Source organism: Thermaurantiacus sp. (genome assembly GCF_053487655.1).
Genome location: NZ_JBRCLD010000016.1, coordinates 1 through 13,930, shown reverse-complemented (window position 1 = coordinate 13,930; position 13,930 = coordinate 1). Strand labels below are relative to the sequence as shown.

Here is a 13,930-nt window from a genome sequence, read left to right as displayed (position 1 = left end):
TGCTTGGGCCAGGCAGGAGACTGCCCGAGGGCCATCATCTTTCGGCCATCTCGACGCCATCGGCGGGATCAGGCAAGCGCAGCGTAGATGAGCTGGCGAAGTTCGCGCCTGACCGGCCAGGTCGAGGAGGGGATGAGCTGGGTCATGAATATGACCGAGAGCTCTTCTGCTGGATCGCACCAGAAGAAGGTGCTGGCGGCACCACCCCAGAACCAGTCACCATTGTTCCCCGGAAGTCCTGTCTTCACCCAGTCAACCGTGGTCGCAAAGCCGAGGCCGAAGCCGACGCCGGAATAGGTGGCCTCGGAGAAAAGCGAGCGCGAGAGCGCCGGCAGGTCCACGCCGCCGGGCAGATGGTTCGCCGTCATCTGGGCGAAAGTCCGGCGGCCAAGAAGATCGTGGCGACCGGTGCGCAACGCTTCCACAAAGGCAAGATAGTCCGCTGCCGTGCTGACGAGGCCGCCACCGCCGGAGATGAAGCTGGGTGGCGCAAGAAAGGGGGAGGTCTCGGCCTGGTCCTGCACTTCGATACCGCCGCCCTTGCGGGGCTGGTAACAAGTGGCAAGCCGGGATGTGCTGCCCGGCTTCACGAAGAAGCCGGTATCCGCCATGCCAAGTGGCCGAAGGATGCGGCTTTCGAGAAAGGTCTCAAACGGCATGCCAGAAAGCTTCCCGACCAGGAAGCCACAGACATCGGTTGCAACCGAATAGTTCCACGCCTCACCTGGGGAGAATTCGAGCGGCATGCCCGCGAGGGCGGCGATCATGTCTGCAAGCGTGCCCGATGACTCGATTTCACCAATCCGCTTCTGGCGGTAGGCGGCATCCACGTTCGAGCGCAGCTGGAAGCCGTAGGTCAGGCCCGAGGTGTGCCGCAGCAGGTCGATGACCTGCATGGGCCGTACCGGCGGGGTCGTGATCCAACCGGTCTTGGCCGTTCCCGCCGCAAAGACCTGGAGACCACGCCACTCGGGGATAAATTTCTCAACCGGATCGTCGAGTGCGAAGGCCCCTTCCTCATAGAGCATCATAAGCGCAACCGAAGTGAGCGGTTTCGTCATCGAATAGATGCGGAAGATCGAATCGGCGTGAAGCCGGCGCCCTTGCGCCACATCCGCATGGCCCTGCACCGACAAGAGCGCCAATTCGCCGCCGCGGACCACCAGCAACAGCGTGCCGGGAAGGCGCTCGGCCAGCACATAGCGATCGGCAAGATAGCGGTCGATGGCCTTGAGCCTGCCAGCCCGGAACCCGTGCGCCATTTCTGCTTCCTTCTTGGCTTCACCGGCCGGGCGGGCTAGCAGCCAGGCGCGCCTTGGCAAAGGTTGATGGCGGCTCCCGATCTTGGGGGGCGGTTAGCTCAGCTGGCAGAGCGTCCCGTTTACACCGGGAAGGTCGGCGGTTCGATCCCGTCACCGCCCACCACCGCAGGCGACTGCAGCCATCGCAGATCGCCCGCACGCGGCCGTCGCAGCCAGCAGCCTGTGCGGGCGTGGCCTCAAGGCATGCAACCCGCCCGAGCGGACCACTGGGCGAAAGGCCCAGAAGCGCCAAAGCCGGAGCGACATCGCCTGATCCCGCGCTCCTGTTGCAGCGCAACAACAGCGCAGCGCTTGTCCCCCAGCCTTCATGCAGTTGTAACACTCCTTTCACGAACCCCAGCCAAAGGCAGCGCATGCAACCTGCGGGGGCGGCTGCACGTCCTCGCGCAGCTCGGGAGAGTTTCCCCATGGCAGCCAGGCCAGCGCCGGTCCTTCTTGGCATTCTTCGTGCAACCGTCGCACTGTCCGCCGTGCTTGCGCCCTTAGCACTGGCGCCCTTGGCCCACGCGCAGGACGTAACTGGCACCATCCGTGGCCAGGTGACCGACGATTCTGGCACGCCCATCGCCGGCGCCACGGTCACCATCACGCACACGCCAACCGCCACGCGCACCGTTGTTACCACCGATTCTTCTGGCAGCTTCAGCGCTGCCAATCTCCGCATCGGTGGCCCGTTCGAGATTGCAGTTGCGGCGCCTGGCTATGATTCGGCGACTGCGACGATCGCCAACATCGTCTCGGGCGAACCCCAGCGTCTTGCGGTGTTCCTCGTGCCCGAGGGGCAGACCATCGAGGTCACCGCGCAACGCGCACGGCAAAGCTCGGTCGAGCTTCAGACCGGAGCAGCCACGCTTCTCACAGCCGATGACATCCGCGAGGTCGCAACTGTCAATCGGGACGTCCGCACGCTTGCGGCACGCAGCCCCTATGTCGTGCTCGACCCCACCAACGGGACGGGGGCGATTTCGGTTGCTGGCCAGAATAACCGCTTCAATCGGATCACCGTCGATGGCATCGCCTTTGGCGACCCGTTTGGCCTTGAGGCGGGGGGCCTCGCTTCGGCTCGGGGGCCGGTCCCGCTTGATGCCATCGCGGAATTCACTGTGCAGGTCGCCCCCGTCGACATCCAGCAGGGCAATTTCCAGGGCGGTGCGGTGGACACCGTGCTCAAGTCCGGTGCCAATCGGCCAAGCTTTACGGGCTTCTGGTCCTTCAATGATGATGGCCTTGCCGGCAACCGGACCAAAGGCATCGAGGTCAGCCGCGATTTTACTTCGCGGATCTGGGGAGTCCAGCTGACTGGCCCCATCGTCAAGGACAGGCTATTCTTCGCTGTCACCTACGAGCAGCTCGACAACTCCACGCCCGCGCTCGTGGGCCCCGCCGGTGAGGGTTTCGGCAACACCTTGCGCACCGTCACCCGGGCTGACATCACGCGCATCCAGCAGATTGCGCGCGGGCCGCGCTACAACTATGATCCGCTCGACGTACCGACAAATGTCGATGAGGCCGACAAAAAACTGGTCGCCAAGCTCGACTGGAATGTGGCCGAGAACCATCGACTGGCCGCGACCTATATCTTCAACGAGGGCAATCTGCTCGCCGGCCAGACTAGTGCTGCCCAAGTGGGTGCTGTGAACGAGACGCTGTCTCTACAATCCAACAGCTACAATCAGGGCTCGATCAACCACTACGGGGTTCTCCAGCTCAACAGCGACTGGACCGACGCCTTCTCCACCCAGGCTCGCTTCAGCTACAACGACTATACCCGGCTGCAGGTGCCCTACAACGGCCGCGACTTCGGCCAGTTCCAGGTCTGCCTTGCCCCCGGGCCGACGGTCGGCTCCGTGACACCGCCCTGCCCTGCCGGTGTGGGCCGCATCCAGTTTGGTCCCGACATTTCTCGGCAGGCAAACGAGCTCGACGTAAAAACCTGGGGTGTCGAGTTGCTCGCCCGCTTGCGCCAGAATGACCATGACGTAAAGGCGATCATCGAGCGCCGCACCCAGAGTTTCAACAATCTCTTTGCCCAGAATGTCTCGGGAAACTGGCGTTTTGACTCGATTGCCGACTTCGAGGCTGGGCGTGCCAATAATCTCTTCATTGCCACGCCAACGCGCGGCGACATCGACACCGTGCGCGCCATTTTTACCAATGTCCAGTGGTCATTCGGAGTCCAGGACAGCTGGGACATCCGGCCTGATCTCAGCTTCGTCTATGGCTTTCGTTATGACCTCTACCAGAGCGGCGACCGACCCCTTTTGAACCAGGCCTTCGTCGACCGCTATGGTTTTGCGAACAACGCGACGCTCAACGGCCGCGGCATTTTCCAGCCCCGCCTCGGTCTCAACTGGCGTGTGGATGACCGGCTGACACTGCGCGGCTCGGCCGGCCTGTTTGCTGGGGGCTCGCCCAATGTCTGGATCTCGAACAGCTTCTCGAACCCGGGGCCGCTGCTTGCTTCTACACCCGTAATCCGGACGGCCTCCGGCGGCTTCTCCATTCCCGGGATCCCGGGACTTACTCCCGCCCAGGTGGCCGAGCTTGGCGCTGCCACGCTCAACAATGTCCGCGGTGGCCAGTTTATTCCAGCAGAACTTCTGACCCTGCTCCGCGCCCAGGGCCCAGTTCTTGCCACCACCAATGCACTGGACCCCAATTTCGAGCTGCCCTCGCAATGGCGGATCTCAGGCACAATCGACTATCGGCTGAATGCGGGCCCGCTTGGCGACGACTGGCGGCTTGGCGGCGACATCATATGGTCGCGGGTGCGGGACGCGCTGGTATGGACCGACCTGCGCTCAGTGCGCAACACGGTCCAGCCCACGCTGCCCGATGGGCGGCCGCGCTACCAGCCCTTCTCGCCTGCCTCAGGCAACAACCAGGATGTGTTCTTGACCAACACCGACAAGGGTTACAGCTGGAACATTGTGGCTCGTGTTGACAAGCAATGGGATGCCGGCCTCGACTTCGGGTTTGCCTACACTTTCCAGCGCGCGTACGACGTAAACCCCGGCACCTCCTCGGTCGCGCTCTCCAACTACAATAATGCCGCCTCGGCTGACCCGAACCTTGCCGCTTACGGCACTTCAATCTACCAGCGCGACAATGCCTTCCGAGTAAACCTCGGCTACCAGCGCGAGTTCTTCAAGAACGCTGCGACACGCTTCGAGTTCTTCTTCAATTCGGTGGCGGGCCAGCGCTTCAGCCATACCATGCAGGACCAAACACCGAACCGCTCGGCGGTATTTGGCACCACAGGGCTCAACAGCCGCTACCTGCTCTATGTGCCCAATGTGTCTGCCATCGACGCTGACCCGCGCGTTACCTATGCCAACGTAGCGACTTTCACAGCCTTCCAGAACTATGTGCTCAATTCCGAACTTGCCGACTTCCAAGGCCGGATTGTGCCCAAGAACCTCGGCCAGTCACCGCGCTTTAACAAGCTCGATTTCTCGATCGCCCAGCAGATCCCCTTCTTGCGTGGCTCACGAGTCGAGGCCTTCGCGGACTTCGAGAATTTTCTGAACTTGATCGACAGCGATCTTGGCGCACTTCGCCAAGTGGCCTTCCCCTACATGGCGCCGATCGTGAACGTGGCCTGCCAGGGCACGACCGCACTCAACGTGCCGTGCACTCGCTATGTTTACTCGAGCTTCCGCGAGCCGAACGTCACCAACCAGGTCAATATCTCGACTTGGGCGTTGCGCCTCGGTGTCCGCTTGAGCTACTAGAAGTTGCCCAGGCCCGGTCGCACTGGCTGCCGGGCCTTTTCTTCGCGCTTCAGGCCGCCTAGCAAGGCGGCGCTGCCCCCGTGGCGGAATTGGTAGACGCACCCGACTCAAAATCGGGAGCCTTCGGGCATGCCGGTTCGAGTCCGGCCGGGGGTACCATGGCCTGCCTTGCCCGGTCCGCCGGGATTTCGCTCACTCCTTGGTGCTGCGCGCCGTAGTGCTGCGCGCTGCTTTCCAACTGAAGGGAGTCTCTCCCCAGTCCGGCCAGTGGTGGGCTCGCCGGGATTCGAACCCGGGACCTACAGATTAAAAGTCCGTTGCTCTACCGACTGAGCTACGAGCCCGCAGTAGCACGCCCTAGGGGCAGGGGTCTGGCCGGTCAATCGCGCGGGACTTGCCCAGCCGTGCCAGAAGCGCGCGGACCGACAGGTTGAGGGCGGGGTGTCGCCAGCAAGGCCAAAGGTCGGCAAAGGGCTGCAAGACGAACGCGCGCTGAGGCAGACCGGGGTGCGGAACCGTCAGGCCGCGGCGCGCAATCACGGCGTCAGTGAAGGCCAGCAGGTCGAGGTCGAGCACGCGTGGGCCCCAGCGGCGAGCGGTCCGCCGACCGAAGGCGCGCTCGATACCTTTTAGTAGGGCCAGAAGCTCCTCCGCGTTGCCCTGCCACCTGCCGATCACAACGGCATTGGCGAACCGGCGCTGGGAGGGCCCGAGCGGTGCAGTCTCTCGGATTTTGGAAAGCCGGAGCTCGGCCACCCCATTGTTGGCAAGCGCTGCGGCAGCTGCACGGAGCACGGTTTGAGGCCGGCCGTGACGGCCATGGCAACGGTTGGAACCGAGCCCGATCGCAACTCGGACCCCCCGCTGGGCGAGGATCGCAGCTGGGCCGGCCTTGTGCCACCCGCCGCGGCTGCTAGCCTTGTCAGCCATGCGTGATCCGAGCCCCGATTGCCTTCTGTGCCCGCGGCTTGCCATCTTCCGCGCCGAGAACCGGAAGCGCCACCCGGAATGGTTCAATTCGCCTGTCCCGGGCTTTGGTGATCCCCTGGCTCGGCTTGCCATCGTCGGCCTCGCGCCTGGGCTTGCGGGGGCCAATCGCACCGGGCGGCCCTTCACAGGCGACCATGCCGGCCTCCTCCTCTATGACACGCTGCTGACCCTTGGCCTTGCAACCGGCCATTATGCCGAGCATGCCGACGATGGCTTGGTGCTCGAGGATGTCTTCATCACCAACGCCGTGCGCTGCGTGCCGCCTGCCAACCGACCGACGGGTGCGGAGGTGCGGGCCTGCCGGCCGTTCCTTGAAGCGAGCCTTGCCGGACTTCCCAACCTGCGCGTGGTGCTGGCGCTCGGCGCCATCGCCCACCAGTCGGCAGTGAAAGCACTCGGTGGCAAGCTCCCCAAGGCGCCCTTTGCCCATGGCGCGGTCCACCGTTTGCCCTCGGGCGTGTATCTCCTCGACAGCTATCATTGCTCGCGTCTCAACACCAACACCGGAGTTTTGACGGCTGACATGTTCCGCGCCGTGGTCGAGCAAGCGATGCACTTGCGCGGACTGCATGATACGCCATGAGTGGGGGCGGTTGCGCATGCCGTCGTCCGCCAGCGGGGCGAACTGGCCTAGGGGGTAAACTGCTCGTGGGTGGCGCGCGTGGCCCGGCCGCCCGGCTCGGCCGCGCCGCCAAGAAGGTGGATCCGGCCGGCCACGCCCACAGCGCCAAGCCCGTGGCGGCCTTCGCCCATGCGCGCGACCTCCTGCCAGCGATCGGCCTTGGGGTCATAGGCGAAGACTTCGGCGTGGACTGCGGGAGACTTGCCGAAGCTCTCCCCGCCAAACACATAGAGCCGACCAAGGGCGACTGCAGCAGCGTGGCCGCCGCGCGGTGCCGGCATCGCGGCCCGCTGGCTCCAGCTGCCGCTTGCAGGGTCAAAGACCTGGTGCTCGGAAATATTGAGGATCTGCCCGCCAGTTACATAGCGCCCGCCGACCATGTGGAGCCGGCCGTCGAGCACCGCAAAGGCAGCGCTGTTGACCCCGCGCGGCACCCGGGGCCCCGGTTCCCACTTCTGGCCGTCGGAGGTAAGCATCCAACAGTCCTGGGTATCGCCATGGTCGGCAAAGCCGGCGTTGGCCGCTTCCATCGGCGTCCGGCCGGCGGCAACGATGAGGCGGCCGCCGACCACGCCACCGACGGCTTCGGCCTGCGGGCGGGGCAGCGGTGGACCTTCCTCCCAACGGGCCGCGCCGCGCGCAAGTGTCCAGACCCGGCGCTCCATGATCCAGAGCGCACCGGACCGCGCAGTGAAGCCACCGATGCACCACAGCCGCCCGGCATGACTGACAAGGAGAGGGTGGTGGAGCGCAATCGGCAGATCGGGCAGACGCTCCCACGCACGCGCGCCAGGACGAAAGGCGTGAACGGCGGCCGTGGGTGCTAGGTCGGCCAAGCTCTTGACTGCAGGTCCGCGGGCTTCGAAGCCGCCACCGACGATGATCCGGGCGTCGAACAAGGCCGGGTAGATCTCCTGGACCGGCTTGGGGAGTGCGGGCTGGCTGCGGAACCGGGGCGGAGCCGCAGGCGGGCGGGCAACCCGCTCCTTGGCTGGCGGCGTCCATTGCGCAAGCGCAGGTGCGGCAAGCAGTGCCGCGCTGCTGGCAAGGAGCGTGCGCCGCTTCACCGGTCTTCCGCAAGCCGCCGGTAGAGCTCGGGCCGGCGGTCCCTAAAGAAGCCGAAGGCAGCACGGTGGCGAGCAGCGCGGTCGAGATCGACGCTCGCGACGATCACGCCTTCCTCCACCGTGCCCATTTCGGCAAGCATGTCGCCGCGCTCGTCGGTGATGAAGCTGTTGCCATAGAAGTTCTGGCCATTTTCGGTGCCGACTCGGTTGGCAGCGACGACGGGCACGACATTGGAGACGGCGTGGCCGACCATGGCGCGGATCCACAGGCGCCTTGTGTCGAGCGACGGGTCATGCGGCTCGGCGCCGATGGCGGTCGGGAACAGCAGGATTTCCGCACCCTCGAGCGTGAGGGCGCGCGCTGTCTCCGGATACCATTGGTCCCAGCAGATGCCAACGCCGATCGTGCCAAGCCGTGTCTTCCAAGCGCGGAACCCCGTATTGCCGGGCCGGAAATAGAATTTCTCCATGTAGCCGGGGCCGTCGGGGATGTGCGACTTGCGATAGAGTCCCTCGACTTCACCGCCTGCCCCGATGAAGGCGATGGAGTTGTAATAATGGTGGCCGTCGCGCTCGAAGAAGCTCGCGGGAACGAAGACACCGAGCTCTTTTGCCAGCGCCTGCATGGTGGTGACGGCGGGGTGGCTTTCAACCGGGGCTGCAGCTGCGAATCGAGCTTCGTCCTGAGTCACACAGAAATAATGGCCCTCAAACAGCTCGGAAGGGAGGACGAGCTTAGCGCCCATAGCTGCGGCCTCGCGCACCTTCTCAGCCGTGCGGGCGATATCGGTCGCCCGGTCACCAGTGAAGGCCATCTGGATGGCAGCGACTCGCAGTTCCCGGCTCATGGGCGCGCACCTGAGGCCGGCTGCTGCTGGGTAATGCAGTGGAAACTGCCACCGCCCGAGAGCAGGTGAACGGAGGGAAGCCCAGTCACCTTGTGGCGCGGAAAGGCGCGCGCCAAGGCCCTGACCGCCGCGTAGTCCGAGGGGCCACCATAGAGCGGCACGACGACCTGGCCGTTGGCAATGATGAAGTTCATGTGGCTTGCTGGCGCGAGGTCAGCGGCAAGCTCGAAACGGCCAACCGACGGCATGTCGAGGACGAGGAGCCCGGCGTCGGCGGCGCGGGCGCGGGCATCGGCGAAGACGGCCGCGTTCGGGTCGTCGGGCCCGGCGGCGAGAGGAATGGCGACCGTGCCGGGGGCAACGAAACGGGCGAGATTGTCAACATGGCCATCGGTATGGTCGTTCGCGAGCCCCTCGCCAAGCCAGACCACGCGCCGCACGCCAAGCGCTGCACGCAAGACCGCCTCGATGTCGCGGCGGTCGAGCCCGGGATTGCGGTTGGGGTTGAGGAGGCACTGCTCGGTGGTGAGGAGAAGGCCGTGGCCGTCGGTATCGATCGCACCTCCTTCGAGGACGAGGTCGAAGCGGGTCAGCCCCGCCCCCGCTTCGGCTGCAATCCGGTCAGCGAGATCGCAATCGCCTGCAAGGTCATATTTGCCGCCCCAGCCGTTGAAGCGGAATGCACACGCTTCCCGCTCGGCCATGAAGATGGGCCCGGTGTCACGCAGCCAGATATCGCCGAACGCCATGTCATGGACCTGGGCTGCAGCCCCGGTTGCCGCGCGGGCCGCAGCGGCCGCCTCGGCGCCGCTGGCGAGGAGATGCACGGGAACGGTCTTAGCCAGGGTCGTAACGAGGGCCGCCACTTCGGCGCGTGCGGGGGCGAGGTCGGCTTCCCACAGCGCGGGATCTGATGGAAAGGCGGTCCAGATCGCCTTTTGCGGCGCCCATTCGGCAGGAAGCGGCATGGCGGCCTCCTCTAGTCGGGCTCTGCGGGCGAATCCACTTCAACCGGTACGCGAGCCGCGAAACCCCTGGGCCACAAGATAGGTCTCGCGCGACTCCTTCCGGCTCGCTGGCGGCTTGGCATGCTTGACGCTGGCGAACTGGCGCTTCAGGTCGGAAAGGAGCGTGGCCTCGGTTCCGCCGGCCAGCACCTTCGCAACGAAAGCTCCCCCGGGGCGCAGGATTTCGGATGCGAAGGCGGCTGCCGCCTCGACCAGCGCGAGCGTGCGCAAATGGTCGGTTGGCGCATGCCCCACGCTGTTGGCCGCCATGTCAGAAAGGACGAGACAGGCTGGTCCGCCAAGCGCCTGCTTGATTGCCCCAGTTGCATTGGGATCAAGAAAATCTCCCTGCAGCAGGATCGCACCTGGGATCGGGTCCATGGCGAGGCGATCGATCCCAACCAGCCGCGCTGCCGGCTGCCGCTCCCGGACCACCTGGCACCAGCTGCCAGGCGCTGCACCCAAGTCGACGATGCGGGTGGCGTGGTCCAAAAGTCCGAACCGCCGGTCGAGCTCGATCAGCTTGTAGGCAGCCCGGGCCCGATAGCCTTCAGCCTTGGCGCGGCGGACATAGGGGTCGGTGAGCTGCCGCTCAAGCCAGCGGGTGGAAGATGCGCTGCGACCGCGTCCGGACGCCAGCCGGCGGCCATCGCGCCCGCCGCGGTGCGTGGCCGGCATCAGGCCTGCGCCTGCCGGGCGTCGGCTGCAATCATAGAGCGGAGGATGCCTTCACGCAGGCCCCGGTCAGCGACACGGATCCGCGCATGGGCGGAAAGGTCGAGCAGGGCTTCAAGAATGGCAGCACCCGCGACAACCAGCTCGGCGCGATCGCGGCCAATGCCCGGGATGGCGCTTCGCTCGGCGGCCGGGAGTGCCGCAAGCTTCCGCCCAAGTGCGCGCAGGCCATCGACTTGCGCCCAGCTGCCATCCACCCGGGCGCGATCGTAGCTGGTCTGGCCCATGAGAAGACTGGCAAGCGTTGTCACCGTGCCCGAGGCGCCGAGGAGGGCAAGATCGCGGCCGGCAACTCGCCGGAGATCCGTGAGGTGACGGCTCACGCGCGCCTTCATGCGGAAGAAGGCTTCCAGCCGCCCGGTCGGGCTTTGGGCTTCCTCGGCTTCGGTCTCGGCCAGGCTGACCACACCCCAAGGCACGCTGGCCCATCCGCGCATCTGCAGCGTATCGGAAAGACCCGTCTCTTGCAGACTCCGCCACGCCTCTGCGGCGTTGCAGCGCTCGAGCAAGGCGACTTCGGTCGAGCCGCCGCCGATATCGAAGACGAGCGTGCGCGGAACCTCGTGATCAATAAGGGTCTGACAGCCAAGAACGGCCAGCCGCGCCTCTTCACCAGGCGAGATCACGTCCAGCGCGATCCCGGTCTCGCGGTAGACTCGGGCGACGAACTCGGGAGCGTTGGCCGCGCTTCGGCATGCTTCGGTTGCAACCGAGCGCACCTCACAGACATGGCGGCGCGCCAGCTTCTCGGCGCATATGGCAAGCGCTGCGACTGCCCGATCCATGGCAGCAGCGCCCAGGCGCCCGGATTCGGCCAGCCCCTCGCCGAGACGGACCACGCGCGAGAAGGCATCGATAACCTGGAAGCCACCAGGCGCAGGGCGAGCAATCAAGAGGCGGCAGTTGTTCGTCCCAAGGTCGATGGCGCCATAAGTGCGAACCCGCTCGCGGCGACACGGCGGGACAACGGATAAGGCCGGATCGGAAGCAGGGCAATTGAGGATGGTAGGCGGCGACCGCCCGGGATCAACGTCGGCCACAAGTCGCAACATTCCAGCAACGCCCGAACACTCGGGCACCTGCCGCGCAGCCTAGCAGACTGTCACCAAATCTCAAGATTCTCGCAACAACATGGCGACAGCGGGTGGGTGGTGGAGACGAGGGGGATCGAACCCCTGACCTCAGCAGTGCGATTGCTGCGCTCTCCCATCTGAGCTACGTCCCCTTTCGTCACGCCCGGGGCCCGCTTCGGAGTGCGCGCCCTTAGCCAAGCGGCGGGCGCAAGGCAAGGGCAGCCTGAACGCGCACCCCAAGGGCGGATCTTAGCTCGGCCGACGCGGCCGCATCAGGGCTTCCTGCACCATGGTGGCAACGAGCTGGCCGCCGCGATCGTAGACGAAGCCGAGCGAGAGGCCGCGACCGTTCTGCGCCGAAGGGCTTACGGTCTCGACAAAGAGCCAGTCATCGACCCGCGCTGGCCGATGGAACCACATGGCATGATCGAGGCTGGCGAGAAAGACAGAGGGACCTGGCATCGGCACCGCATGAGGCAACACAGCCGTGCCGGCGAGCCAGTAATCGGACACATAGGTAAGAAGTGCGGCCTGTGCGGTAGCGGGCGCACTGCTGCCGCTTGGCATCCGGAGCCAGAAGCGGCGGCGAGGCTCGCGGCCGCGGCCGTCAAGGAACGCCTCGGGATCAAGTGGCCGCACTTCGACTGGCCGGGTCGGGTCAGCCCAGCGCTGCCGGACATAGTCCGGCAGCCGCTCGCCCATCGTTGCGGCAAGGCCCGGGAGGTCGAGCAGCGCATCCGGCCCTGGCACACCCTCTGGCATATCCCGTTGGTGGTCATACCCATTCTCGCAGGCGTGGAAGCCAAGTTCCATATGGAAGATGGGCTCGCCGGCCTGAATGGCAGTCACCCGGCGGGTTGAAAAACGGCCACCGTCGCGGGTGCGCTCGACGCTGTAGATGACTGCCCGGTCGCTCTGGCCAGCGCGCAGGAAATAGCCATGGAGTGAATGGACGGCGCGGTCTTCCGGCGCGGTCAGCGTGGCGGCAGCCAGGGCCTGGGCCAACACCTGGCCGCCGAAGAGAGCGCCATTGGCATTGCGCTGGTTGAGACGATTGGTGAAAAGGTTCAAATCCAGGGGCTCGAGCGCAAGAAGTTCGGGAACTGAGCGGCCGTCCCACTGGGCAATGGCGGGCATGGGTAGCGCGCTAGCTTCACAGTGCGGGCGCGGCAAGGCATGGGAGGCCAATGGAGCACATCGACACCTTGGGCGCCATTCCGGCTGCAACGCTGATCGTCGGGCGGGATGGGCCAGACGGGCTGGAGGTGCTTGTGATCGAGCGGGCGCGCGGCATGGGGTTTGCAGGTGGCGCGATCGCCTTTCCTGGCGGCAAGGTCGACTCGACTGATGCGCCTGCAGGCGCTGCGTTTCGCGGCTTTGAGGGACTTTCCGCTGCAGACGCTGCCGCCCGCGTGACTGCTGCGCGGGAAACCTTCGAGGAGGCCGGCGTGCTGCTTTCGCACGGCCGCATGGTCGAGCCTGCTGAACGGGCGCAGCTTCGCCCCTTGTCCAACAGCCATGCGCTTGCCTTTGCCCAGCTTCTCGAGCGGATCGGCCATGTTCTCGATGCCGCCGTGCTCAAGCCCTTTGCGCGTTGGGTGCCGCCGGAGGGGCTTGCCAAGCGGTTCGACACTCGCTTCTTCCTCGCTGCCATGCCCGAGGGCGAAGCGCACGCGGCCGATGGCACCGAGGCGGTCCATGCGCGCTGGGCGCCGCCGGCGGCCCTCCTCGCCGAAGCCGAAGCTGGGGCCATTTCACTCCTCTTTCCAACACGTTGCAACCTTGCTCGTGTGGCCAGGTTCGAGACGATTGCCGACCTCCTCGCGGACCCGACGCCCGCCCCCTTCATCCAGCCGCGGATCGAAGGCGCCTGGCTCACCATCCCAGAGGGTATAGGCTACCCCCTGACTGCCGAACGGTGGGAAAGCATCCGCCGGACCTGACGGCTCACGAGTTGCGTGCGCGACCAGATGGTTGCAGAGCGCGTACCGGATCGCTGCGCAGCAACGATGGAGATCAGTGCGAACGCCGCGCGTTGGAAAGTGAGATACCGTGCCAATCGCGGCCGCCCTGACCACGTCGAGCGTGCGCAAGACCCGGTCAAAGCCAGGGCTGCGTGCTGGCTTGCACCTTACACCGGCCATACCCTGCCCCGGCCATGCCTCGCCCTGGCGCCAAGGCTGCGCAGCCGACAGTACAGATGGCGCACCATGCACGATGAAAGCGGGCACCAGGATCGCTGGGAGATCTCGATCCCCGTGCTCTGAGGCGTGGCCTGGAGGGCCAAGCTGCACGGTCATCCCCGCGGAGGCGCAGGGAACACCCGAACCGAGAGACGCCTGGCCGTGGACGCTGTTCGTCATCCCCGCGTGGGCGGGGAACACGTCCGGCTTGGAAGCGCGCTTCACAGCCCTGCCGGTTCATCCCCGCGTGGGCGGGGAACACGGGGTTCCAAACCTCTCTCTTGTTCCTATCTTCGCCTCTCATCCTCTTTTCCTTTCTGCGTCAAACGCAGAAATCCTCTTTCCCCTC

11 protein-coding genes and 4 tRNA genes are annotated in these 13,930 nt (G+C 65.6%); 5 read left to right on the top strand and 10 right to left on the bottom strand.

Translation table 11 applies throughout. The annotated features are described in order from the left end of the window. Positions 1 to 68: 68 nt before the first annotated feature. Complete coding sequence (locus ACWIQA_RS01630; protein WP_448581319.1) at positions 69 to 1,262, bottom strand: serine hydrolase domain-containing protein; 1,194 nt, start codon at positions 1,260 to 1,262, stop codon at positions 69 to 71. 87 nt (positions 1,263 to 1,349) lie between these two features. On the opposite strand from ACWIQA_RS01630, the gene ACWIQA_RS01625 reads away from it, so the two are divergent. The 3 genes from ACWIQA_RS01625 to ACWIQA_RS01615 all read left to right on the top strand — a co-directional run bounded on the left by ACWIQA_RS01625 (position 1,350) and on the right by ACWIQA_RS01615 (position 5,215). Then, a tRNA-Val gene (locus ACWIQA_RS01625) sits at positions 1,350 to 1,425 on the top strand. 304 nt (positions 1,426 to 1,729) lie between these two features. Continuing rightward, positions 1,730 to 5,056 carry a TonB-dependent receptor gene (locus ACWIQA_RS01620; RefSeq protein ID WP_448581318.1) on the top strand — a complete coding sequence of 1,109 codons (3,327 nt, stop codon included), beginning with the start codon at positions 1,730 to 1,732 and terminating at the stop codon, positions 5,054 to 5,056. Positions 5,057 to 5,130: 74 nt separating this feature from the next. After that, positions 5,131 to 5,215, top strand: a tRNA-Leu gene (locus tag ACWIQA_RS01615). 109 nt (positions 5,216 to 5,324) lie between these two features. Here the strand turns inward: ACWIQA_RS01615 and ACWIQA_RS01610 are convergent. Both ACWIQA_RS01610 and folK read right to left on the bottom strand, forming a co-directional pair. Continuing rightward, positions 5,325 to 5,400, bottom strand: a tRNA-Lys gene (locus ACWIQA_RS01610). 13 nt (positions 5,401 to 5,413) lie between these two features. Next, complete coding sequence (folK, locus tag ACWIQA_RS01605) at positions 5,414 to 5,986, bottom strand: 2-amino-4-hydroxy-6-hydroxymethyldihydropteridine diphosphokinase (RefSeq protein WP_448581317.1); 573 nt, start codon at positions 5,984 to 5,986, stop codon at positions 5,414 to 5,416. On the opposite strand from folK, the gene ACWIQA_RS01600 reads away from it, so the two are divergent. Further along, on the top strand, positions 5,985 to 6,629 hold the full coding sequence (locus tag ACWIQA_RS01600; protein WP_448581316.1) for a uracil-DNA glycosylase: 645 nt from the start codon (positions 5,985 to 5,987) through the stop codon (positions 6,627 to 6,629). The genes folK and ACWIQA_RS01600 overlap by 2 nt on opposite strands. 47 nt (positions 6,630 to 6,676) lie before the next feature. Here ACWIQA_RS01600 and ACWIQA_RS01595 read toward each other — a convergent pair whose 3' ends face one another. From ACWIQA_RS01595 to ACWIQA_RS01565, 7 genes are all read right to left on the bottom strand, one after another. Continuing rightward, entirely contained in the window at positions 6,677 to 7,735 is a 1,059-nt protein-coding gene (locus ACWIQA_RS01595; RefSeq protein WP_448581315.1) for a Kelch repeat-containing protein, read from the bottom strand. Next, complete coding sequence (gene aguB, locus ACWIQA_RS01590; protein ID WP_448581314.1) at positions 7,732 to 8,583, bottom strand: N-carbamoylputrescine amidase; 852 nt, start codon at positions 8,581 to 8,583, stop codon at positions 7,732 to 7,734. Before aguB ends, ACWIQA_RS01595 begins: the two co-directional genes overlap by 4 nt. Beyond that, on the bottom strand, positions 8,580 to 9,551 hold the full coding sequence (locus ACWIQA_RS01585; protein ID WP_448581313.1) for an agmatine deiminase family protein: 972 nt from the start codon (positions 9,549 to 9,551) through the stop codon (positions 8,580 to 8,582). The genes aguB and ACWIQA_RS01585 overlap by 4 nt, the downstream gene beginning before the upstream one ends. Before the next feature lie 39 nt (positions 9,552 to 9,590). After that, positions 9,591 to 10,268: an RlmE family RNA methyltransferase gene (locus ACWIQA_RS01580; RefSeq protein WP_448581312.1), complete on the bottom strand. Its 678-nt coding sequence runs from the start codon at positions 10,266 to 10,268 to the stop codon at positions 9,591 to 9,593. Then, complete coding sequence (locus ACWIQA_RS01575; protein WP_448581311.1) at positions 10,268 to 11,377, bottom strand: Ppx/GppA phosphatase family protein; 1,110 nt, start codon at positions 11,375 to 11,377, stop codon at positions 10,268 to 10,270. Before ACWIQA_RS01575 ends, ACWIQA_RS01580 begins: the two co-directional genes overlap by 1 nt. Positions 11,378 to 11,474: 97 nt before the next feature. Beyond that, positions 11,475 to 11,550, bottom strand: a tRNA-Ala gene (locus ACWIQA_RS01570). 97 nt (positions 11,551 to 11,647) lie between these two features. Next, positions 11,648 to 12,535, bottom strand: coding sequence for an acyl-CoA thioesterase (locus ACWIQA_RS01565; RefSeq protein WP_448581310.1), 888 nt, complete (start codon positions 12,533 to 12,535; stop codon positions 11,648 to 11,650). A gap of 50 nt (positions 12,536 to 12,585) precedes the next feature. Here ACWIQA_RS01565 and ACWIQA_RS01560 point away from each other — a divergent pair, with 50 nt between their 5' ends. After that, positions 12,586 to 13,341: an NUDIX hydrolase gene (locus ACWIQA_RS01560; protein ID WP_448581309.1), complete on the top strand. Its 756-nt coding sequence runs from the start codon at positions 12,586 to 12,588 to the stop codon at positions 13,339 to 13,341. Positions 13,342 to 13,930 lie beyond the last annotated feature (589 nt).